General features: G+C 62.6%; 17 protein-coding genes and 1 pseudogene. 11 read left to right on the top strand and 7 right to left on the bottom strand.

Going from position 1 to position 21,937, the window contains the following annotated elements; all coding sequences use genetic code 11:
- The first annotated feature begins 50 nt into the window (after nucleotides 1–50).
- On the top strand, nucleotides 51–1,112 hold the full coding sequence (locus CXR25_RS06680; RefSeq protein WP_096158537.1) for a 2,3-butanediol dehydrogenase: 1,062 nt from the start codon (nucleotides 51–53) through the stop codon (nucleotides 1,110–1,112).
- 78 nt (nucleotides 1,113–1,190) lie between these two features.
- Here CXR25_RS06680 and CXR25_RS06675 read toward each other — a convergent pair whose 3' ends face one another.
- Nucleotides 1,191–1,688 (bottom strand): hypothetical protein, encoded by a 498-nt coding sequence (locus CXR25_RS06675; RefSeq protein WP_114385076.1) that lies wholly within the window; start codon nucleotides 1,686–1,688, stop codon nucleotides 1,191–1,193.
- Between the two features lie 181 nt (nucleotides 1,689–1,869).
- Between CXR25_RS06675 and CXR25_RS06670 the strand changes: the two genes are divergently transcribed.
- The gene (locus CXR25_RS06670) at nucleotides 1,870–2,100 is read left to right on the top strand and encodes a hypothetical protein (RefSeq protein WP_101556655.1); all 231 of its coding nucleotides are present in this window, start codon (nucleotides 1,870–1,872) and stop codon (nucleotides 2,098–2,100) included.
- A 25-nt stretch (nucleotides 2,101–2,125) separates the two neighbouring features.
- Here the strand turns inward: CXR25_RS06670 and CXR25_RS06665 are convergent, their stop codons facing one another.
- Nucleotides 2,126–3,772 carry an acetolactate synthase large subunit gene (locus CXR25_RS06665; protein WP_226833506.1) on the bottom strand — a complete coding sequence of 549 codons (1,647 nt, stop codon included), beginning with the start codon at nucleotides 3,770–3,772 and terminating at the stop codon, nucleotides 2,126–2,128.
- A gap of 169 nt (nucleotides 3,773–3,941) precedes the next feature.
- Here CXR25_RS06665 and CXR25_RS06660 point away from each other — a divergent pair, with 169 nt between their 5' ends.
- A complete protein-coding gene (locus CXR25_RS06660) occupies nucleotides 3,942–4,895 on the top strand; it encodes a VOC family protein (RefSeq protein ID WP_096161625.1) in 954 nt (317 codons plus the stop codon).
- Nucleotides 4,896–5,044: 149 nt separating this feature from the next.
- Here the strand turns inward: CXR25_RS06660 and CXR25_RS06655 are convergent, their stop codons facing one another.
- Nucleotides 5,045–7,186: a heavy metal translocating P-type ATPase gene (locus tag CXR25_RS06655; protein WP_101598131.1), complete on the bottom strand. Its 2,142-nt coding sequence runs from the start codon at nucleotides 7,184–7,186 to the stop codon at nucleotides 5,045–5,047.
- A 221-nt stretch (nucleotides 7,187–7,407) separates the two neighbouring features.
- Here CXR25_RS06655 and CXR25_RS06650 point away from each other — a divergent pair, with 221 nt between their 5' ends.
- The 4 genes from CXR25_RS06650 to CXR25_RS06635 all read left to right on the top strand — a co-directional run bounded on the left by CXR25_RS06650 (nucleotide 7,408) and on the right by CXR25_RS06635 (nucleotide 12,144).
- Entirely contained in the window at nucleotides 7,408–8,919 is a 1,512-nt protein-coding gene (locus tag CXR25_RS06650) for a GntP family permease (protein WP_096160489.1), read from the top strand.
- Nucleotides 8,916–10,244, top strand: a complete 1,329-nt coding sequence (locus CXR25_RS06645; protein ID WP_125240464.1) for a four-carbon acid sugar kinase family protein — start codon at nucleotides 8,916–8,918, stop codon at nucleotides 10,242–10,244. The genes CXR25_RS06650 and CXR25_RS06645 overlap by 4 nt, the downstream gene beginning before the upstream one ends.
- 76 nt (nucleotides 10,245–10,320) lie before the next feature.
- Nucleotides 10,321–11,364: a 4-hydroxythreonine-4-phosphate dehydrogenase PdxA gene (gene pdxA / locus CXR25_RS06640; RefSeq protein WP_181871749.1), complete on the top strand. Its 1,044-nt coding sequence runs from the start codon at nucleotides 10,321–10,323 to the stop codon at nucleotides 11,362–11,364.
- Nucleotides 11,365–11,412: 48 nt separating this feature from the next.
- Nucleotides 11,413–12,144, top strand: a complete 732-nt coding sequence (locus tag CXR25_RS06635) for a DeoR/GlpR family DNA-binding transcription regulator (protein WP_096160491.1) — start codon at nucleotides 11,413–11,415, stop codon at nucleotides 12,142–12,144.
- 60 nt (nucleotides 12,145–12,204) lie between these two features.
- Here CXR25_RS06635 and CXR25_RS06630 read toward each other — a convergent pair whose 3' ends face one another.
- Nucleotides 12,205–13,179: an NADP-dependent oxidoreductase gene (locus tag CXR25_RS06630; RefSeq protein ID WP_206430648.1), complete on the bottom strand. Its 975-nt coding sequence runs from the start codon at nucleotides 13,177–13,179 to the stop codon at nucleotides 12,205–12,207.
- 63 nt (nucleotides 13,180–13,242) lie between these two features.
- On the opposite strand from CXR25_RS06630, the gene CXR25_RS06625 reads away from it, so the two are divergent.
- Both CXR25_RS06625 and CXR25_RS06620 read left to right on the top strand, forming a co-directional pair.
- Nucleotides 13,243–13,992: an AraC family transcriptional regulator gene (locus tag CXR25_RS06625; RefSeq protein ID WP_164513949.1), complete on the top strand. Its 750-nt coding sequence runs from the start codon at nucleotides 13,243–13,245 to the stop codon at nucleotides 13,990–13,992.
- 448 nt (nucleotides 13,993–14,440) lie between these two features.
- Nucleotides 14,441–15,826 carry an MFS transporter gene (locus CXR25_RS06620; RefSeq protein WP_114385073.1) on the top strand — a complete coding sequence of 462 codons (1,386 nt, stop codon included), beginning with the start codon at nucleotides 14,441–14,443 and terminating at the stop codon, nucleotides 15,824–15,826.
- 92 nt (nucleotides 15,827–15,918) lie between these two features.
- Here CXR25_RS06620 and CXR25_RS06615 read toward each other — a convergent pair whose 3' ends face one another.
- The 3 genes and pseudogenes from CXR25_RS06615 to CXR25_RS06610 all read right to left on the bottom strand — a co-directional run bounded on the left by CXR25_RS06615 (nucleotide 15,919) and on the right by CXR25_RS06610 (nucleotide 18,071).
- Entirely contained in the window at nucleotides 15,919–16,599 is a 681-nt protein-coding gene (locus CXR25_RS06615) for a LysR family substrate-binding domain-containing protein (protein ID WP_241211368.1), read from the bottom strand.
- 105 nt (nucleotides 16,600–16,704) lie between these two features.
- Nucleotides 16,705–16,800 (bottom strand): annotated as a pseudogene (locus CXR25_RS19350) (LysR family transcriptional regulator); the annotation flags it as partial.
- 155 nt (nucleotides 16,801–16,955) lie between these two features.
- Complete coding sequence (locus CXR25_RS06610) at nucleotides 16,956–18,071, bottom strand: TAXI family TRAP transporter solute-binding subunit (protein ID WP_125187874.1); 1,116 nt, start codon at nucleotides 18,069–18,071, stop codon at nucleotides 16,956–16,958.
- Between the two features lie 274 nt (nucleotides 18,072–18,345).
- Between CXR25_RS06610 and CXR25_RS06605 the strand changes: the two genes are divergently transcribed.
- Together CXR25_RS06605 and CXR25_RS06600 are read left to right on the top strand one after the other, a co-directional pair.
- The gene (locus CXR25_RS06605) at nucleotides 18,346–20,295 is read left to right on the top strand and encodes a TRAP transporter permease (protein WP_114385071.1); all 1,950 of its coding nucleotides are present in this window, start codon (nucleotides 18,346–18,348) and stop codon (nucleotides 20,293–20,295) included.
- Between the two features lie 25 nt (nucleotides 20,296–20,320).
- Nucleotides 20,321–21,937 carry a nuclease-related domain-containing DEAD/DEAH box helicase gene (locus CXR25_RS06600; protein WP_096158527.1) on the top strand — a complete coding sequence of 539 codons (1,617 nt, stop codon included), beginning with the start codon at nucleotides 20,321–20,323 and terminating at the stop codon, nucleotides 21,935–21,937.

Here is a 21,937-nt window from a genome sequence, read left to right as displayed (position 1 = left end):
TGCTGTAGGTCAGACCGGCTTCGCTCTCAATGACGAAAGGGCCGACTCATATGAAGGCAGCACGATTCCATGATCGCAATGACATCCGCATCGAAGACATTCCCGAGCCCGAGCTGAAGCCCGGAACTGTCGCAATTGACGTAGCCTGGTGCGGAATCTGCGGAACCGACCTGCACGAATTCCTCGAGGGTCCGATCTTCGTCCCGCCCGAAGGACACCCACATCCGATCTCCGGCGAATCCGCACCGGTGACCATGGGACACGAATTCTCAGGAACGATCACCAGCCTCGGCGAGGGTGTGACTGATCTTGAAGTGGGCCAGAATATCGTCGTCGAGCCCCTCATCATCGGCGACGATGTCGATACGAGCATCGGGCAGGACTATCAGCTGTCGAAGGACATGAACTTCATCGGGCTCGGTGGTGGCGGCGGTGGTCTGTCCGAAAAGATCGTCGTTCAGCGGCGGTGGGTCCATCCGATCGGTGACATCCCACTCGATCAGGCTGCCCTCATCGAACCGCTCTCCGTGGCCCACCATGCGGTCGTCCGATCCGGCGCGAAGCCTGGTCAGGTCGCCATCGTCGGCGGAGCGGGCCCCATCGGACTGCTCACCGCTGCCGTGCTCAAGGCGGAAGGTCTCACCGTCTACATCTCCGAGCTCTCCGAGGCGCGGAAGAAGATGGCGCTGTCGACCGGAGTTGCCGACGAAGTCCTGGATCCACGAGAAGGCGACGTAGCCGAGAAGGTCCGTGAACGCACAAACGGTCAAGGCGCAGACCTCGGCTTCGAGTGTTCATCGGTACCAGTCGTCCTCGACATGCTGCTCGACGCAGTTCGCCCGGGAGCGGTGATCGTCAACGTCTCCATCTGGGGCCACAAGCCAGAAGTCGATATGCCGAAGCTTGTGCTCAAAGAGATCGATCTGAGAGGGACTATCGGCTACTCCGGTGACCACCCGTCCACGATCGAACTCGTGCGCAGCGGAAAGATCGACCTTGCTCCGTTCATCACCAAACGCATCGGGCTTGATGAACTGGTCTCCGGAGGCTTCGACGAACTCATCAACAATAATGAGCATCATGTGAAGATCATCGTCGACCCGCGAGCCTGATCCGCCTAACGATGTACTCCTTGGGCTTCACCTCAACTGAGGTGGAGCCCAAGCAGCGTCAGACCTGCGTGGCCTGCCTCAGCGATGTACCGAATCGAAGTCCTGATCTGCTGAGTCCCACACGGTGTCGGCTTCGACGACCGAGTCCCCTGCTGTCAGCTCATCCACGGTGTCGGTGCTGAACATGTATGACCAAGTGCCAGTGTCGGTGGTGCCGGTGACCATGAGCACGTCATAGTCGAACTCGGCGCTGCCCGCACCTTGAACCGCATCGGCAGTGGCCTTCTGGTCGGTGTGCAACATCCCTGCAGAGGGGAATTCGACGTGCAGACGGTCGGCGTCTCTGTCGTGGTCGAAGTCCGGATTGCTCTCGGACTCTCGGTGCACATGAACCTCGTCGATGGTCTCGCTCAAGAAGTCACCGAGCGCATCGGTGGTGTCGAAATCACTGCCGGGCACCTCGGCACTCTGGCCCGCTTCGATGTCACCAGTATCGGAATCATCGGTGCTGCACCCGCTGAGTGAGAGGGCAAGCGCCACGGTCAACGCCGATACGAGCTGAGGAACGGACTTCATGGCTCCACCCTATCGATATACGGCCGGTTCCCTGCATTCGGGTGCCCCTCGCGGATCTCATCGGCTATCGCTTCATTCACCGGCATCGGCCAGCTCGTTCTGATTAGATTCCTCGGCGCTTTCTCACCCGCCAGAGCTATAACCAGTCCATTGGATCTGCGATGAAGTGGGGCGAATCATCATGACCGCAGAAGTGAAGAGATCACACAATTCCACCAACCCGATCAGCCGCCTGGCCAAACGATTCACCAGCGTGAATATCGGTCAGGGAGAGAAGGTCGGATACACCGAAGACAGCTCGGAAGCCCGCATGCAGTCAACTGCACTGCACGAAGGCGTCAAGCTCTATCGGCACCCGGATGGCTCACACGAAGCCATTGATGAGTCTCGATCAGGAGACACTTTCAGCTGACCGGCTCAGCCTGCCGCGTGCAGAATCAGACGAGGACCTCGATGAGCCGTGGTCCCGAATCGGCCAGGCCTGCACGGAAGTCGCGGTCGAGCTCCTCGATGGTCTCGACCCGACTTGCCGGCACCCCCATGCCGTGGGAGAGGGAGACCCAGTCGATGGCGGGGTTGCCGATGTCGAGCAGTGATTCGGCCTTTGGCCCGAAGTCGGGGACGCCGACGTTGGACATCTCATTGCGCAGAATCTGATACTTCCGATTGGCAAAGATGAGAACGACGACGTCGAGCTGCTCCCGTGCATAGGTCCACAGCGCCTGCGGGTTGTACATGCCCGAACCGTCGGACTCCAAGACGATGACCTTCCTGTCAGGACTGGAGATCGCAGCGCCGACGCCGACGGGAAGTGCCCAGCCGATGGACCCACCGGTGCCGCCGAGGTAGTCATGCGGATGCGATCCAGCGGTCTGATCGTAGAAGTCTCGTCCCGTGGTGATGGATTCGTCGAGGACTATCGCATTCTCTGGGATCGCGCCCGAGAGCCAGGCGGCGAGTTTGCCCACGGTGATGGTTCCGCTGGGCATCTGCGCCGGGGCGAATTCGGCCCGGTGAGTGGATCGGACGAGTTCGAGGTCGGCCGAATGCGCAATATCGGACGAGCCCGACCCACGGCTGCTTGGACCCACACCCACGCATTCGCGCAGGGCTTCGAGAGCCTCTGAGGAATCGGCGCCGATGGGGCTGAGGGTGAAGAAAGTGGTGCCAGGGGCAGTGAGCACGCTTGGCTTGTCGGGGTAGGCGAAGAAAGCCACAGGCGGCTTCGCATCAATGAGGATGAGAGCATCGAAGTCCTTCAGCAGCTCCACCGACGGCTCGACAGGGTAGGGAATCTTCGTCACCGCGGGGCGCCCGGCCCCACGTTCAGTCCGGGCGGCAAAGGTTTCAGCCAGCAGTGTGGCACCGGTGGCCTCGGCGATCTGAGCCGCCGTCTCCAGCTGAGCCGAACGCAGGGCACGCCCGCCGAGGAGGATGGCCGTTCTCCGACCGGAGGCCCGCAGTCGTGCGGCACTGGCGGCAACCTCGGCGGGATCGATGGCTATCGGAGTAGACGCGACCGCGTTCACGGGTTGGGTGTACTCATCGGCGGTGTTCCATGCGGTGTCGGCGGGGAGGATGAGCGAGCTGATCTGCCCGGAGAGGCTGTACCCGATGGCGTCGGCGGCGTCCTTGGCGATCGAGTTCGCCGAGGGCGAGGTGCGCACCCAGTTGCTGAAGGGCCGCACGGCACCTTCGATGTCAGAGGTCAGCGGTGCGTCGAGGCTGCGGTGGTAGCCGGCATGGTCGCCGATGATGTTGACCATCGAAGCCCGGGCACGCAGAGCGTTGTGAAGACTGGAGAGACCGTTGGCGGCCCCTGGCCCCAGATGCAGCAGGGTGGCCGCGGGTTTGTCGAGCATCCTCGAGTAGCCGTCCGCAGCCCCGGTGACGACGCCCTCGAAAAGACCGAGCACGCCACGGACGTGGGGCTGTCGATCCAAGGCTGCGACGAAGTGCATCTCCGAGGTGCCAGGGTTGGCGAAGCAGACCTCGATTCCGTTGTGACCCAGTGTCTCCAGCAGGCTCTCGGCGCCATTCATGCCATCATCTCCCTTGAAGTCGGCCACGGAGGTCTTCAGCATCCGCAGTCAGCCGTTCGTTCTGTCATATCACGCAGTGCCGCTGTAACGCTCGAGCGTCTGAACTGATGGCCGGGAATTTTCGCCTTGTGCTCTCGGTTATACCTCTGTACAGTGGTAGTTGAACGTTAAACTACTTAGATCGCAAGCATTGCTCACCCAGGAGGGCGACATGACCGTCACCGAGAACACCACAGCATCCGCTACCGCGTCGCCTGTCGTCAACGACACCCTGCTCAGCGCAGCCACCGGAATGGACGCCGTCACCCTGCGCGTAGGCGATCTCGAGAAGATGTCGACCTACTACTCCAACGCCCTCGCGATGGAACCTCTCGAAGAGGTGGAGCGCGGCAACGAGATCCACCGCGTGCTCGGCCGCGGCACCACTCCCCTGGTCAAGCTCGTCGCCACACCCAACCTGCCTGGCGTCGACCGCACCCAGGCGGGTCTCTTCCACACTGCCTTCCTGTTCGAGAACCAGGCATCTCTGGCCGCAACTGTTGCTCACGCTGCGCAGAACACAAACAGCCAGTTCGTCGGTTCGAGCGACCACCTCGTCAGCGAGGCCTTCTACTTCACCGACCCAGAGGGCAACGGCATCGAGCTCTACGTCGACCGCGACCGCTCGGAGTGGAAGCACTCTGCCGATGGTGAGGTCCGCATGGATACGATCTACCTCGACCCGAACGCCTTCCTCGCCGAGCACCTCGACGAGCAGACGCTGTCACGGGCCAACACCCTGCCGGGTATCATCGGCCACGTCCACCTGCAGGTCGGCGACGTGCCGACCGCGCGCAAGTTCTACGTCGACGCACTCGGCTTCGAGCCGACGCTGGCCTCGATGCCAGGCGTCCTCTTCGCCTCGGCCGGTGGATACCACCACCACGTTGCGATGAACACCTGGAACAGCCGCGGTGCCGGACCACGGGCAGCAAGCCTCGGCCTCGGCGATGTTGCCATCACCGTGCCGGGTCGTGAGGACCTCGACGCGCTCGTCGCTCGCCTGAAAGCACGGAAGATGGACTTCGCCGACGACGGTCGCTCGGTCCGCCTCTCCGATCCATGGGGCACGCAGGTGACCCTGGGAATCGGAACCAGCACGACAGATCAGACCCTAACGCGGTAATCCCACCGCTCAGACAGAGGCCTTGGCAGGAACTTCGGTTGCTGCCAAGGCCTTTTTCGCGACGGGTGTCTCCCACGAGCTGGCGCCTCCCTCGAACTGGCGTCGCCCCCAATCGGCTTCGAGAGCGTCGCGCCGACTCGACAGTTCGCTCACTGTGCGGCTGACGCCGATGCCTCCGGTCGCAGGTCCAACCGCCGCAGCAGCTGAGCGTTGAGTGCGACCACGATCGTGGAGATCGACATGAGGATCGCCCCGACGCTCATCGGCAGCACGAACCCGATGGGTGCCAGGACGCCGGCGGCGAGTGGGACCGAGATGATGTTGTAGCCGGCGGCCCACCACAGGTTCTGCTTCATCTTCCTGAACGTCGCTCGGGAGAGTTCGATGACTGAGAGCACGGACCTCGGGTCATCCGAGGCCAGGATGACTCCAGCCGAGCCGATGGCCACATCGGTTCCGGCACCGATGGCGATGCCGACATCTGCGGCGGCCAAGGCCGGCGCATCGTTGACTCCGTCGCCGACCATCGCAACCTTGCGACCTTCTCCCTGCAGCTCGGCGACCTTCGCAGCCTTGTCGGCAGGGTGGACTCCGGCAAATACTCGATCGATGCCGAGCTCGGCGGCCACGGACTGCGCAACCGCCTCGGCGTCACCGGTGATCATGACCACCTGTGCACCACGCCTGTGCAGCGCATCGACGGCTTCGCGGGATTCGGGGCGGATCTCATCGGCCAGCCTCAGCGCACCGATGACGCTTCCACCACGAAGGACGTGGAGGATGATGGCACCCTCGCTGCTCCACTGCGCGGCGATCCGAGCTTCCTTCACGCCGTGCTTGCTGAGCAGATAGGGCCCACCCACGGCCACCTCCGCGCCGTTGACCTCAGCATTGACTCCGACCGCTGGTGACGAGGAGAAGTTCGTTGCCGCCGGGATCTCGAGTCCACGGTCTTCTGCGGCGCGGACAATGGCTCGGGCCAGAGGATGCTCGCTGCCTGACTCGCCGGCTGCGGCGAGCGCGAGGATCTCATCCTCTGTGCTGTTCTCAGTCGTGACCTCAACCGCCGTGACGCTCGGTTCGCCCTTGGTCAGGGTGCCGGTCTTGTCGAAGAGCACGGAATCGACTGTGCGCATCGTCTCCAGCGCCAGCCGGTCCTTGATGAGGACACCGCCGCGGGCCGCACGCTCGGTGGCAATGGATACGACGAGCGGGATGGCCAGGCCCAAAGCGTGGGGACAGGCGATGACGAGGACGGTGATCGTGCGCACGACCGCCGAGTCCGGCATTCCCACCAGAGTCCAGACGATCGCGGTGATGACGGCGGCGCCGAGTGCGAACCAGAACAGCCAGGCCGAGGCCCTATCGGCGATGCGCTGTGCTCGCGATGTCGAGTTCTGTGCCTCGGAGACCAGCTTCTGGATGCCAGCCAGCGCAGTGTCATCGCCGGTGGCTGTGATCTCCAGGCGCAGCCCGGAGTCGGTGGCGACGGTGCCTGCCACCACGGTATCGCCGACCCCGCGACGAACGGTCGTCGATTCCCCCGTGACCATGGACTCATCCATGCTGGCCGAACCGTCGATGACGCGGCCATCAGCAGGGACAGCCGCACCGGGGCGGACGATGACAGTGTCGCCGAGCTTGAGGTCGGCGGGGTCGACCATCACAGCTTCACCGTCGACGATCGTCTCTGCCTGATCGGGCAGCAGCGCCGCCAGGCTGTCCAGTGCCGAGGTGGTCTGTGCCAGGGACCGCATCTCCAGCCAGTGCCCGGCGAGCATGATGACGACGAGGAGTGCCAGCTCCCACCAGAAGTCGAGTTGGGCATCGAGGAGTCCGAGGGAGGAACCCCAGGAGGAGAGGAATGCGACGGTGATGGCCAGAGCAATGAGCAGCATCATGCCCGGGTTGCGAGCCTTCAGCTCGCTGAGCCCACCGGTGAGGAACGGCTTGCAGCCCCAGAAGTACATGACCGTGCCAAGGATCGGTGAGAGCCAGCGCAGCCAGCCGAGGATGCCGGTCTCTGGAATCTCGTAGCCGACGAGGTGACCGAACATGGGGCTGAAGGCGATGACCGGGATCGCAATGATGAGCATGATCCAGAACAGCCGCCGGAATTGTGCGACATGGTCGCCGTGGCCCGCGTGGCCATCGTGGCCATCGTGGCCCGTGTGCTCGCCATGACCCTCTTGACTGCCGTGAGGGTCATGGGCGTCGTGGTCCATTTGGCTGGTGTGGCCATCATGTCCCGCGTGACCGGTGTGGTTCTCATGTGCATGCCCTGTATTCATGGCTCCACCTTATACCCATAGGGGGTATAAAGCGAGGGTATGAATCGTCACACGATAGCCCGCCCACGCACCAAACCGTGACACACATTGCATAGTTGCGCATGTATAGGCGATACTTGCTCATGCTGTTCAACTTCGGGTCAGACTCACCGGCTTCGCTGAGAGTCGACTCGGATCAACCCCGGCTCGCTGACTGAGTCGGCCTCACTGCGGAGGATCTCATGGATCTGCAACTCATCTTGGCGCTCATCGCCGGGATCGCGACGATCGTCGTCATCGTCTTAGCGACCCGCCTCGACGCCTTCATCGCACTTCTGGCGGCATCGGTCGTCACCGGCATCGTCGCCGGCCAGGACCTGCTATCAATCGTCGACGCCATCACCACCGGCTTCGGCAACACACTGGCCAGCATCGGCATCGTCATCGGTCTGGGCGTCGGAATCGGCAAGATCCTCGAAGTCTCCGGAGCCGCGGACTCGCTGGCGCGTGCCTTCCTAAGCGCCTTCGGCAAGGGCCGCGAACCCTGGGCCATGGGCACCGTCGGCTCTCTCGTGTCCATCCCGGTCTTCTGCGACTCCGGCTACGTGATCATGAACCCGCTGGCCCGCTCCATCGCCCGCGTCAAGCGCGGCGGCTACGTCACCCTCGCACTGGCGCTGGGCTGCGGCATGACACTGACCCACCACATGGTGCCGCCGACCCCGGGACCCCTGGCTGCCACAGGCATCCTCGGCGCCGACATCGGCTCCGTCATCCTCACCGGTGTCATCTTTACGGTCCTTCTCCTGCCAGTGGTCGTCATCTACGCCCGCTGGATCGGCCCGAAGCTCGAACCCGTACTCAACGCCACCGTCAAGCACGACGTGTACGGCTCGGTCACAACCACCTCGGCGGATGGACATGCCACCGGCGAAGCCCACGAAGGCGGCAGCGACGATGCCGGTCACGGCTCAGTTGCCACCGCGACCGCTGGCAATGCGGACACCGCGAGCTCCGGCGACAATGCGGGCACCGTCAACAACGAAACCGGTGCGACGAAGAATCCGGGAGCCTTCCTCGGGTTCCTCCCTCTCATCGTTCCTCTGCTGCTCATCGTCGCGAACACCGTCTCGACGGCCATCGACAAAAGCGCTCAGGGCGAACTCTCCGGCGACGCCTACGAACCCTCGTCCTGGGTGGCCCCACTGGCGTTCCTCGGCAACCCCGTCATCGCGCTGATGATCGGCCTCATCCTCGCCGTCTACACCCTGCTGCCGCGCGTGACTCCACGCAACAAGGTGCAGAACTGGCTCGCAGACGGCGCAGCCTCGGCCGGACTCATCCTGCTCATCACCGGTGCCGGTGGAGCCTTCGGCAAGGTCCTCACCGAATCGGGCGTCGGCGATGCCCTGGCCGAGGCGATCGCCTCGATCAGCCTCCCAGCCTTCCTCGTGCCGTTCCTCATCGCCACCCTGGTCCGCATCGCACAGGGTTCGGGCACAGTCGCGATGATCACCGCAGCCTCGGTCACGGCCCCGCTCATCGCCCCGCTGGGTCTGAGCCCGCTGGTCGCAGTCATGGCCTGCACCGCCGGATCGATGGTCTTCTCCTACTTCAACGACTCGTACTTCTGGGTTGTCACCCGTTTCACCGGCCTCGACGGCATCAGTGCCATCAAAGGCTGGTCGGGCATCACCACCGCCGTGTGGGCCGGTTCCATTCCGCTGCTGTTCGTGCTCGACTTGATCGTATGAGTCAGAACAGCCCTCGGATCCTCATCGTCGCCGACGACCTCACCGGCGGAAACGCCTGTGGCGCCCTGTTCGCCGAGGCGGGCCTGGCGACGATGACGATCACCGGCACCAGCGGCGGCGGTGAGGTCAGCGTCGCCGCCGCGCTCGATGACTATGACGCCGTCGTCGTCAATGCCAATTCCCGGCATCTGAAGCCGGCTGAGGCTGCGGCTCTGACCGATGCGCTCATCCGTGAGGCGGGACCTGTCGACCTCGTGGCCTGCCGCATCGACACGACCCTGCGCGGCAATGTCGGACCCACCGCCGAGGCTGCTGTTCGTGCCCGACAAGCGTTGGCCTCCGCAGCGGGCTCGGGTCGAGTGGTGGGTCTGTGCATTCCCGCGTTCCCTGCCTCCGGTCGGGTGACCGTGGGCGGCCAGCAGCTGCTGCACGGAAAGCTCCTCGAAGACACCGAGCTGCGCCACGACGTCCGCTCCCCCATGCACACCTCGGTCGTCGCCGATATCCTGCGGGAGAACACCGAACTCAGGTGCCACACCGTGGAATTGTCCACGGTGCTTGCCGGCGCCGAGGCGATCCGCACTGACGTGCTCAAGGCGCTTGCCGCGGGCATCGAGGTCATCGTGGCCGACGCGCTGACGAACGATCACATCGAGCTCATCGCCCGCGCCGTCGCCGACCTCAACAAGGAAGAGAACCTGGAATGGGTGGCCATCGATCCCGGGCCGGGCAGCCTTGCTATCGCTCAAGCACTGCTGCCGAAACGAGAGTCCGGGGTCATCCTCGGTGTCTCCGGCTCCGCGACCGAAATCACCCGCACCCAGCTGGCAAAGCTGGACGAGGATCCCAGCATCACGGTGCTGCGGGTCGCCCTCGACGAAGACAACCTGCCCGATGTGCAGGCCACGGTCGAGCTGATCCGCACGGCCACCTCGGCGAGCAACGAAGCGAACGGAGTGGCGGTCAGGGCGATCATCGTCGCCACCGTCGTCGACGCCACCGATCTGCTCGAACTCACCGACGAACAGTCCGAGCTCATCCCCCGCCGCCTCGCCCAGATCACCGCCGAACTCATCGCCACCACTGCACTGACCGGCCTCTACACCACCGGTGGGGATGTCACCGCGGCCGTGCTCGGCGAACTCGGCGCGCTCGGCATGGAGATCCACACCGAGATCGTGCCCTTGGCCGTGGGCGGGAGCATCGTCGGCGGAAGCGCCGCCGGGCTGCCGATCGTCACAAAGGGCGGTCTCATCGGAGACGCAGGCACGGGAGTCCTGTGCCTGGACCACCTCATGCAGAGCGCAGGAATGGGCCGCGCATGAGCCCCCACAAATTCGCGCATCGGCGCAATGTCGACGCGCGCACCACACCTGAGAACACAACGTTGAGGAGACTGACATGACCGCACCCGTACTCGCCATGACCGTGGGCGACCCGGTGGGCATCGGCCCCGAGATCACCGCGACGGTGCTCGCCGAATTCTCCGGCCGCGATGACCAGCACGGTGTCGCCGTGGCCGACCTGGCCGTGATGAAACGCGCCGTGGACGTCCTCGGACTCGACGTCGAACTGCGAACGATCACCGACTGGTCGACACCTGCCGCCGGGCAGGGCGTCATCGACGTCTTCGACATCGGTGTCCTCGGTGATTCCCTGCCCGAGTGGGGCGTCGTCGATGCCCGTGCCGGTCAGGCCGCCGTCACCGCGATCGAGGTCGCCACGAAGGCGGCGATGAACCAGGAGATCGCCGGCATCGTCACCGGCCCCATCAACAAGGAGGCCGTGTGGAAGTCCGGGTCCAAGCACCTGGGCCACACGGAGATGCTCGGCGAGCTCACCGGCGTGACCAAGCAGGACACCATGTTCGTCGTCGAGAACACGAAGGTACCTGACCACAAACTCCAGATCTTCTTCGCCACCCGCCACATGTCGCTGCGCAAGGCCATCGACGCACTGAGCATCGACACTCAGGTCGACTCGATCGAGCGCGCCCACCGTGCCCTGCAGCTCTACGGTGTGGCCTCGCCGAGGTTGGCCGTCGCCGCGCTCAACCCGCACGGTGGCGAGAATGGTGCCTTCGGTGACGAGGAGATCGAGATCCTGCGACCCGCCGTCGAGCGCGTCGTCGACTCCGGACTCGAAGTCACCGGACCGATTCCCGCGGACTCGGTCTTCCACCAGGGACTGTCGGGTCGCTTCGACGGAATCCTCTCCCAGTATCATGACCAGGGCCACATCGCTTCGAAGACCTTCGACTTCGACGGCACGATCTCCGTGACCGTGGGCCTGCCGATCCTGCGCACCTCGGTCGATCACGGCACCGCCTTCGACATCGCCGGTCAGGGCATCGCCGATGCCGGCACCATGCGTTCGGCCTACACCGCAGCCATCGGCTATGCACCGTTCGTCGACGGCATCCGCGCCGAGTACCTGCCCAAGTAACCAGCACCTGTCCAAGTAACCGGTACCTGCCGAAGTAGGAGTCTCTTCATGGCGATTCGCACGGGCACACAGAAACGCCGCGAGGACATCTTGTCTCTGCTCAAGACCGGTTCGTGGACCATCTCCCGGCTGGCCGACGAATTGGCAACCTCGGAGTCGACGATCCGTCGCGACCTGCGGGAGATGTCAGAGACCGGCGAGGTCATCCGCACGATCGGCGGAGCCACTGCCGCCGGCTACGTCGAGCCTCCGCTGGGACAGCGGATGGAGGCCAACGCCGAGGCCAAGGATGCCATTGCCGCGGCCGCGATGGACCACCTCGGCGAGGGGACTGTGCGCACGGTCTTCCTCGACGCGGGGTCGACTACAGTGCGTTTAGCCGAGCGCATTCGGGATCGTCAAGATCTCACCATCATCACGCGCGGGCTCGAGATTGCGTTGGCTCTGGCCCACCCGATGGGGCCGAAGGTCATCATGGTCGGCGGTGAGGTTTCAACGATGTCCCACGGGACGACGGGGGCGCTGAGTGACCATGCGCTGAGCCGGCTCCACGTCGATGTCGCTTTCCTCGGCGCCGACGCGGTGGATCCTTCCCAAGGACTCGGCGAGCCGACTCTCGACGAGGCTCGGACGAAGGAGCTCATCGCCGAACGTGCCAAGCAGGTCGTGGTGCTCGCCGACCGGTCGAAGGCCAGACGCGATGTGGCTGCGTGGGCGCCCCTGCCGGAGGGATGGATCTGGATCAACGAGCTCGGGGTGCATGGCCACGATCATGGGTGAGCCTCGTCGAACAGTCAGACCGTCGAGCAGCCCACGCCATCCTTCGATCCATGGGCAGGCTTATTCCATGGTCAGCACCAGCTTACCTGTCGTCGCGTTCGTCTCACCTGCTGCATGCGCCTTAGCAGCATCTGTCAGCGGGAACGTGTCTGCGATCGTCGCCCGCAGCTGTCCGCTCTCCACGAGGGCAGCGATCTCGAGCATGCCTGCCTGGTCGGCCTCGACGAGGATGGTCTCGGCCCGAACTCCCAGAGCTTCGGCCTCTTCGAAGAGACCCTCAGCGGGAACTGGAACCGTCGAGACCATGATTCCACCGGGTTTGAGAGTCCGGAGAGAGCGCAGCTGGTAGTCACCGCCGATGGTGTCGAAGGCGATGTCGATGTCGCGAGCCGCTTCGACGAAGTCCTCCGCGCGGTAGTCGATCATCTCGTCCGCACCCAGGCCGCGGACGAAGTCATGCTTGGGTGCACTCGCAGTTCCGATGACATAGGCGCCGCGAGCCTTGGCGATCTGCACCGCCACGTGCCCCACGCCACCGGCTGCGGCATGGACGAGCACCCGGTCACCGGGAGCGATCTTCGCGGTGTCGACGAGGGACTGCCACGCCGTCAGCGCCACGAGTGGGATAGCTCCTGCCTGCACGTGATCGACTACGTCTGGCTTGGGAACAAAGGCTCGTGTCGGGCCGACCACGTATTCGGCGTGCGCGCCGACGCCGAAGGGGTAGGGCAGCATCCCGAAGACCTCGTCGCCCGGCTTGAAGAGCGTCACGCCGACACCCACCTGTTCGACCGTCCCAGACACGTCCCAGCCGAGAACGAAGGGCGGATCGGGGAGGAAGCGGGGGCCGCTGCGGTGCTTCCAATCCGTGGGGTTCACGCCTGAGGCCTTGACCTTGATGAGGAGCTGGCTGGGTCCCGGATTCGGCTTCGGCAGCTCCACCTCATGGAGAACCTCGGGGCCGCCGAACTCGGTCTGGCGCATGGCCTTCATCGTCGCTGCGTCTGCGTGGGCACTGCTGTCTGCTTCAGTCATATCCTCATCATGTCGGATACCGACAATCGACACCAGCGCATCGGAATAATCAGGCCCCTTCGGGTGCAGAGGACTGCGGAAGATGTCGCCACCCACCCAGTGTCGGGAGTCGTCGTCTACATTCCGCTGCAGGGTATGAACGAGTTCAACCACCGCACCGGTTCACTCACCGTCGGGCCCGGACGCGGCCTCATCTGCGACGGTGACACCGCATTCTCCCGCACCTTTCCGCAGGGCGTCAGTGAATTGGTCATCCAACTCCCCCGTGAGACCCTGGCTCAGCTCACCGACGCAGACTCAGTGCGACGGCCGATTCCGCTCGACCTCGACCCCGACAACGCACTCAATCTGGCAGCTCGTGAACTCACCCAATTGGCCGCCGGAGCCCTGGATCGCGGGCTGCGTCACGGGCAGAGGCTCGAGACTCGCCTGCTCGACCTTCTCACCGGGGTGCTCTCACGACCGCTGGCGAATTCCGGGCCGTTGCAGGAGGCGATGGCCGTGATCGCCGAAGCACACTGCGATCCCAGGCTCAACGCCGCTCGTCTCGCCCAGTTCGTCGGCGTCTCCGAACGCCAACTCTCCCGATTATTCTCCACCACTGGCAGCAGCGTCCCGCAGACCATTCTCGAAACTCGCCTGACCACAGTTCGCCGCATGCTCGCCGACCCCATCTGGGCCAACGCACCGATGACCGAGATCGCCTCAGCGTGCGGGTTCGGCTCGCAAGCCCAGCTCTCGCGCGGCTATCGTCAACGCTTCGGAATCGGGCCACTGCGTCACCGAAACCAGCTGCAAGACAAATCGGGGTAGCTGCTGCAGGTATCGAGATGGCTGTGCTGTCAACGCCTGAGCTTCTGAGCAGACTGCCCAATAGTTCACGACCCAATTCTCTCTATCACCCACGTCATAACCCTGGCAGGCTGTGCCCGGAACGAACCCGATGACGGAAGCGATGGAATGCGCACATTACTCTCGGTTCACCGCCGAACGAAGTCAGTCATTGAAGTGATTTTCTGTCAACCATCCGGAAGTAACGATATCTAGAGATTTCTCTGTGAACCTCAACCCGCGATCAGATTTCAGCTTGTTTCTACATACTCGCTGGTCACAGGGTCGCAGAGTTCAAAGGGGTCGGCGGACACGCCGTTGGCTTGACAGCATTTTCGTTTTGATTCGCTGAACAGATGCTCGTAGCGTGCATAGTCGCTTCTCTCACGAGGGCCATCACGATGATGGCCCGACACGATCGGAGGAACACGTGAGTAACTCCAACACGCATCCCGAGGCCAGCATCCCCGCAGCCCCACCCGAGCCGGACCTCAAGACGGTCCGCAAAGCCGTTGCCGCCTCGGCGGTCGGAAACGCCACCGAGTGGTTCGACTACGGCCTGTACGCGGTCTCGATCACCTACATCACCCAGCACTTCTTCCCCGGCAGCCACGGCCAGCTCCTGGCCCTGCTGACCTTCGCCGTCTCCTTCATCTTCCGCCCACTCGGCGGCATCGTCTGGGGTCCGATGGGCGATCGCCTCGGTCGCAAGGCAGTGCTTGCGCTGACGATTCTGCTTATGGCCGGCTCGACATTCTGCATCGCGCTGCTGCCGAGCTACGCCACGATCGGCGTCGCCGCGCCGATCATCCTCGTCCTCCTGCGCGTCATCCAGGGCTTCTCCTCGGGCGGAGAGTACGGCGGTGCCGCCACGTTCATGGCCGAATACGCCCCGGACAAACGTCGCGGCTTCTTCGGCAGCTTCCTCGAGTTCGGCACCCTCGCCGGCATGGCCGCTGGCTCGCTCTTCGTTCTGCTGCTCCAGCTGGGCCTGGGTGAAGAGACCATGATGGATTGGGGCTGGAGGATTCCCTTCGTCTTCGCTGGAGTTCTCGGCGTGGTCGGCCTCTACATGAGGACGAAGCTCGACGAATCCCCTGTCTATGAGGAACTCGACGACAACGACCAGGGCAAGTCGGTCAAGGAAGTCTTCACCATCCTCTTCAGGGACTACTGGAAGCAGCTGCTCATCCTCGGCGGCATGGTCGTCGCCGTCAACGTCGTCAACTACACGCTGCTGTCCTATATGCCCGCCTACCTGCAGGATCCGGTCGGCATGGACTCGAACTCCTCGCTGACGGTGATGTTCCTGGCCCAGGCGTTCATGATGGTCCTCATCCCATTCGGCGGAATGCTCTCGGACAAGGTCGGTCGCAAGCCAGTCTGGTACTTCTCGCTCGTCGGCCTGTTCGTTGCGGCCATTCCGATGTTCATGCTCATGGCCAACGGCTTCATCTGGGCACTCATCGGCCTGGCGGTTCTCGGCGTCCTCTACATTCCGCAGATCTCGACGATCTCTGCGACCTTCCCGGCGATGTTCCCCGGACCGGTGCGCTTCGCGGGATTCGCGATCTCCTACAACGTCTCGACCGCAATCTTCGGCGGCACCGCACCTTCAGCCAATGAAGCGATCATCGGGGCGACAGGGAACACGATCGTGCCCGCCTACTTTGTGATGGGCGCCTGCGTCATCGGCTTCATCGCCACCATCTTCATGAAGGAGACGAAGGGCGCGTCGCTGCGCGGCTCTGGTCTCCCCGAAGCTGGCGCCGACGTCGTCTTCGAAGAACAGGAACTCGTCGACGACAAGAAGTGATCCTCGACTGAACCTGATGAGCTCGGGCCCGCTGGATTTCCAGCGGGCCCCAGCTTAGTTCTTGGCCACGCCAGCAAACTACTCAGTCAAAATCATTCACTGGCGCTGCTCACCGTCGGCAGGACGGTCTCCGCTATTGCCAACACGGCTGACAACGATGCACTTCCATGAGTCCGCAGGTGTGCAAGATAGACCACCGACGACTCGTTCGTAACGTCGAGTGGAACTGTCACTGTGCCGGGCTCACGCATGGTTGCAGCGACCGAGTCAAAGGTGATGGTGATTCCCATGCCCGCTGCGATCAGGGCGGAGATCGTCTGAGCGTCGGGAAGCTCGAGAATTACCCGGGGCGAAAAGCCTGCGTTATGGCACAGTCGGATTGTCGTCTCACGAAGCGTTGAGTTCGGGTTCGCTGGGAGAGAGAGCAGGTCTTCATCTGCCAATTCATCGACGCGAATGAGTTTCCTCCGGGCGAGACGGTGCGAGTCAGGCAGAGTGACGACGGGACGTTCGATCAGCACAGGTCGCCCGGTGATGGTCGGCGGTTGCCGGGTCCACCTCACAAGAGCAATATCAAGACTCCCATCAGCCAACCGGGTCAGTCCTTCGTCGGCGAAGACATTGGACTCAATAGCGAAGGTGATGCCGGGATGGTCTTCGTATGCCGCCGCCACCAACGAGGCGGCCATGCCACGCGAGGACGCCCGCGCAAATCCGAAACCCAATTGCCCGACTTCTCCAGCCGCCGCGCGCTTCACCGAATCGACCGCCACTCGCTGCAGACTGATCATCTGTCGAGCTGGTTCGAAAAGTGCTAACCCTGCCGGTGCCAGGCGCACGTTTCGAGTAGTCCGCTGGAACAGGGTGGCGCCGAGCTCCTCCTCAAGCTGCCGAATCGTCCGACTGAGCAGCGACTGTCCCATCCCCAGACGTTCCGCAGCCCGGCCGAAATGCAACTCTTCTGCGAGCGCCATGAACACACGCGCCTGTTGAACTTCCACTCTTCACCTTCCACGCCGTTCGTACTCACTGCCTCGGACGAAAGCATTTCCCCACAAAGACGGCTGCTGCGGATACGCAGCTGGCCGACTGGTGGTCTCAAATTCTAGACCTTGTTGAATCCCGCTTCTTATAGATCGGACGAGGCCTTCCACTCGCTCCACTTCTTGGGAATGTCATCCTTATCCGGTTTGGTGTCCATGAACTTCTTCCATTCCGCGCGAAGCTTCTCTCCACGCTCGATCAGCTCGTCATTGCGCTTCTGCGCTTCGTCAGTCCACTGACCGTTCTCCTTGAGCCACGCGATAGTGCCCGGGTGGAAGGGAATGACTCGAGGCATGGTCTCCACATCATCGGGCTTCCACCTCGGCGTATTGAGCGTTGACGCTTTGTACTTCGGGAATGTCGATGCCATCGAGCTCACCAGCTTTTTCACTTCGTCGTCCGAAGCATCCGCATACGTGGAAATCGGCAAGGTGTAGACGAAGCCGTGTGTGCTGGTGCCCTCCTCCTGGCCTGGTGCATCTTCGAACGGCAGGATGTTGAGCTGCGGTGCCAGCTCGTGCACCCGTTCGATTCCCTTTTTGTCTTTGGGATCGAGTTCAATCCAACTGACGTCGAACTTCGACTCGAGCTCGAAGAGCGAAGAGCCATAGACCTGCTGATAGAGAGCATCGATCTGCCCGGACTCAAGCGCCGCTGGCTGCTCCGAATAGGCGACGTCGACTAGCTCCACATCGTCCAAGGTCAGCCCCGCATATGCGAGGTAGGCTTCGATCTTTCCGTTCACTGAGGGGTTTGCGGTCACGTTGGGGATCTTTTTGCCCTTGAGATCGGCGGGGGTCTTGATCCCGTCGGACTTGCGTGTCAGCAGGGAGTGCGGCGACAGCGGCGCCCAGACGACCCGCAGGTCCTGTGGCCCCCAGTTCTCGCTGGCGAACTCGTTTTGGCCCTCGAACCCGAAGATGTACTCATCACCGAGCCTGCCCATCTGGGCGATCCCGGCCTTCATCGGTGCCAGTCGGCCGATCGCTGTGTCGGAGGTGATGATGCGCAGTCGCGCGTCGGTATCTGTCGACACCGCATCCGTCACTGCGGCCAAGTCCGCATAGGTCGACGTTCCAGTGCCATACGTGGCGAATACCAATGGGTCGCGGATCCCATTCACCTTCTTTGTCGGCGGGGCGCAGGCACTCAGGGCCAGCGTAAGGGTTAAGAGGATTGCGAGTAATGCGCGAAACTTCATTGTTCGGCCTTCCACATCGGCATGGATCACGGTGTCGTTGTCAGTAGCACGAACGAAGTCTCAGAAATTCAGACACCGACGTTCCGCTGACACATATTGCAGAATATATGAACCTAGATTATTGTCTTTTAAGTAATATATGCAACACACCACACTATTCGTCCGGGCACGTCCGCAACTTTCAAGGAAGAAGTGCAGACATTCGCGCCGACGGATCAGACGCAGCACCACTACACCGCCAGTGCCCCGGCCGCGAATCAGTTGAGGAACGACAATGAACGTCCGAATCACCCCTTTCTGGAAAGCCACCGTCATCACGCTCACTGTGATCGGCGTGCTCATTGCGATGAACCAGGCGTTCTTCTGGAATCCGGGCGGAGTCTCGCTGCTGAAGAACGCGTACATGTACGCCGTGCTCGCCGCGTTCCTTCCCATCGTCTTCATCGTCTTCCCTGCGAAGAAGTCGCAGATTGACAGGCCGATCCCCATCTACGACATCGCTTTGGCCCTCATCACCCTGACCACTTGCGCCTACTTCTGCGTCAATGCAGAGAACATCGTGACCTTGGGATGGGACTACGCACCCGTGCCGACTGCCTCGGCGCTGTCGTTCGTGTTCTGGATCATTGTGCTCGAAGCGCTGCGCCGCACGGCAGGGCTCGTGGTCACGATCATCGCGCTGGTCTTCTCCTTGTATCCGATATTCACGGCCTACATTCCGGTCCCATTCCTGCAGGGAATCCCCTTCGACATCAAGACTGCTGCACAGATCCACGCCATGGGTGTTGATTCCATCCTGGGACTGCCCCTCCAGACCGGTGCAACCATTCTCGTCGGCTTCCTGCTCTTCGGAGTCGCACTTCAGCACTCCGGCGGGGCAACGTTCTTCTACGATCTGGCGATGGGCCTGTTCGGCCGTTTCCGAGGGGGCTCTGCCAAAGTCTCAGTCATCTCCTCGGCTTTCATGGGAATGATGAGTGGGTCAGCCGTCTCCAACGTTCTCACCACTGGTCCGATGACTATCCCAGCGATGAAAAAGGCGGGCTTCACCGGACGCTACGCGGCCGGCATCGAAGCGACGGCCGCCACCGGCGGTACGATTATGCCGCCGATCATGGGCACTGCCGCCTTCCTTATGGTGTCCTTCGTCGGCGTCCCCTACGGGCAGATTGCACTCGCCGCTGTCATCCCAGCTCTTCTCTACTACATCGGAATCTTCGTTCAGGCTGACGCCTATTCCGCCAAGTCCGGACTAAAAGGCGTGGCGAAGAACCTCCTGCCTAATGTCGGCAAAGTCGTCGTACTCGGTTGGGCTTATCTGGCGGCACTCGTCGGCCTCGTCCTCCTCCTGGTGATACAGAAGAATGAGAGTCAGGCTCCCTACTGGATCGTTGGGTTCCTGCTCGTCGTAGCATTCTTCTCCAAGAAGTACCGCATGGGCATCAAGGGATTCGGAGAGTTCCTCTACAGCTCGGGTAAGACAATTGCCGAAATTCTCGGCATCATCGCCGGTGTCGGTCTGATCGTCGGTGGTCTGTCGATGACCGGAGTGAGCTTGTCGCTTGCTCGCGAACTCGTCAACGCATTCTCCGGTAACCTCATCCTTGTCCTCATTGCTGCAGCCATCACATCCTTTGTCCTCGGAATGGGCATGACGGTCTCTGCGGTATATGTCTTCCTCGCCATTGTTATGGCTCCGGCACTCGTGGAGCTGGGAGTCAATCCGATTGCCGGTCACCTCTTCGTCATCTACTGGGCCACGGTTTCCTACATCACTCCCCCGGTTGCCCTCGCATCCTTTGCCGCGGCGAATATCGCGAGAACTCCACCAATGCAGACTTCCCTGGTCGCGATGCGTTTGGGCGCCGTGAAATATGTGGTTCCGTTCGCCTTCGCGCTCAATCCTGCCCTCGTCGCACAAGCGCCTTTGCCCGAAGTCCTCATTACCTTCGTCTTCGCCATTGTCGGGGTCATCTTCCTCGGATGCGCCTTCGAAGGCTGGCTGGTCTTCGTCGGACGTAGGCCCAACTGGGTGATGCGGGCCCTCCTCATCGTGGCTGGATTGTTGACCTTTGCGCCAGAGCTCGCCTTCTCGGTCATTGGCGTTGTCCTCGGAGCCGTCTGCTTCTTCGTCACCCGCTTCTGGAACCTCGGGGGCGAGCATACTCCGCTCGGAATCGACAAAGACGCTCTTTCAGAGGAGTCCGTGCTTGCTGAGAAATAGATACACCCTGGGTTAGTCTCGAGCTATGGTCACACTGATCCCGCAGCAGCCTGATTTCAATGGTTCCACCGCCGAGGCGGCAGTGTGGAATGCTCTGTGCGAGCAGCTTCCTGAGGACGCGACGATGGTACACGGCCAACGCCTGACCGGAGACGACAAGGACGTCGAAATCGACATCCTGGTGCTCTGGCCCGGTTTCGGAATCGCCGTCATCGAGGTCAAGGGCGGTCGAGTCAGCGTCGAGGACGGTCGTTGGATCACTCAGGATGCTCAAGGTCACCGCAATCGACTCAAGGTCTCCCCTCTTGAGCAGGCGATGGTCGCCAAACACACTCTCGTGGACTATCTGCATTCGCGGGTCTCAACCTTGCCCGGGCCCATCAGCCATCTTGCGGTGCTGCCTTACACTCAGCTGCCCCAGGGCTGGGATCAGCCGGACGCGCTCCGAGGCCAGCTCATCGACTCCACTCAGCTCGACTCAATCGCCGGTGCCATCTCAACCCAGCTGAGGTACGACTTCACCCCTGAGCGCGACAACATCTCGATTCCGCACGAGTTCGTCCTCAAGAACCTGCGTCGGACGAACCAAGCGGTGGAGAACGTCAGCCTCAGGGCCACGGAGATCTCCGACCGCGCCGATGAGCTCAGCCGGGAGCAGGCGAAGCTCATCAGCATTCTGCGGCATCAGAACCGGGCCGAGATCAGCGGCGGTGCCGGAACCGGGAAGACCTACCTGGCACTCCTCAAGTCCCAAGCGCTGACTCGCGAGGGCAAACGAGTCGCGCTCATGTGCTATTCCCGCGGCCTGGGCCGGTTCCTTCAGCTCTTCACCGCCCAATGGCCCGAAGAGGATCGCCCCGCCTACGTGGGCCTGTTCCATGACCTGCCGATCTCGTGGGGAGCTGCACCCGGCAGCGACGACGATTCCGAGTACTGGGAGCACCACCTGCCGCGCCAGCTCAAAGACCTCGCCGATGAGCGCCCGCGGAAGAATCTCTTCGACGCGATCGTCATCGACGAGGGTCAGGACTTCAGCCTCCTGTGGTGGGAAGCCGTCCAATCGTGTCTGCGCAATCAAGTCGACGGCACACTCTACGTCTTCACCGATGAACGGCAGCGGATCTTCGGCCGGGAGGGCGCATCACCGATCACGATGAACCCGATCCAGCTCGATGAGAACCTGCGCAACTCCGAGCAGATCGTAGCCGGCTTCGCCGATCTCGCCCTCGACCCGCCGATTCCTCGCAACGGTCCCGGCGAGGAGATCGACTGGGTCGAAACGGACCTCGAGTCAGCGCTGGCCGAGGCAGACGGGCAGGTCGAGTCCCTCATGGATGCCGGCTGGAACCCCGATGACATCGCATTGCTCACCACGGGCAGCAGACATCCCGAGCAGCGATCGATCGTCGAGACCGAGGGCACGTCGGCCTACTGGGACCAGTTCTTCGCCACCGAAGACGTCTTCTACGGCCACGTGCTCGGTTTCAAGGGCCTCGAACGTCCCGTCGTCGTCCTCTGCCTCAACGGTTTCCGTGATCCTGACCGGGCAGTGGACATGCTCTACGTCGGCATGTCGAGAGCGACGACGAAACTCGTGGTCGTCGGCGATATGAGTGCCTTCGACCAGATCTACGAGAACTGA

The organism is Brevibacterium aurantiacum, assembly GCF_003932995.1.
GTDB lineage: Bacteria > Actinomycetota > Actinomycetes > Actinomycetales > Brevibacteriaceae > Brevibacterium > Brevibacterium aurantiacum.
The sequence above is the reverse complement of the archived record's forward strand: the minus strand, read 5'-3'. Positions and strand labels throughout refer to the sequence as shown.

Coding starts and splice junctions, on each gene's coding strand:
- CXR25_RS06635 (WP_096160491.1), top strand. CDS start 11,413: ATGGCGATTCGCACGGGCACACAGAAACGCCGCGAGGACATCTTGTCT.
- CXR25_RS06680 (WP_096158537.1), top strand. CDS start 51: ATGAAGGCAGCACGATTCCATGATCGCAATGACATCCGCATCGAAGAC.
- CXR25_RS06610 (WP_125187874.1), bottom strand. CDS start 18,071: ATGAAGTTTCGCGCATTACTCGCAATCCTCTTAACCCTTACGCTGGCC.
- CXR25_RS06665 (WP_226833506.1), bottom strand. CDS start 3,772: ATGCTGAAGACCTCCGTGGCCGACTTCAAGGGAGATGATGGCATGAAT.
- CXR25_RS06645 (WP_125240464.1), top strand. CDS start 8,916: ATGAGTCAGAACAGCCCTCGGATCCTCATCGTCGCCGACGACCTCACC.
- CXR25_RS06660 (WP_096161625.1), top strand. CDS start 3,942: ATGACCGTCACCGAGAACACCACAGCATCCGCTACCGCGTCGCCTGTC.
- pdxA (WP_181871749.1), top strand. CDS start 10,321: ATGACCGCACCCGTACTCGCCATGACCGTGGGCGACCCGGTGGGCATC.
- CXR25_RS06605 (WP_114385071.1), top strand. CDS start 18,346: ATGAACGTCCGAATCACCCCTTTCTGGAAAGCCACCGTCATCACGCTC.
- CXR25_RS06675 (WP_114385076.1), bottom strand. CDS start 1,688: ATGAAGTCCGTTCCTCAGCTCGTATCGGCGTTGACCGTGGCGCTTGCC.
- CXR25_RS06655 (WP_101598131.1), bottom strand. CDS start 7,186: ATGAATACAGGGCATGCACATGAGAACCACACCGGTCACGCGGGACAT.
- CXR25_RS06650 (WP_096160489.1), top strand. CDS start 7,408: ATGGATCTGCAACTCATCTTGGCGCTCATCGCCGGGATCGCGACGATC.
- CXR25_RS06670 (WP_101556655.1), top strand. CDS start 1,870: ATGACCGCAGAAGTGAAGAGATCACACAATTCCACCAACCCGATCAGC.
- CXR25_RS06600 (WP_096158527.1), top strand. CDS start 20,321: ATGGTCACACTGATCCCGCAGCAGCCTGATTTCAATGGTTCCACCGCC.
- CXR25_RS06630 (WP_206430648.1), bottom strand. CDS start 13,179: ATGACTGAAGCAGACAGCAGTGCCCACGCAGACGCAGCGACGATGAAG.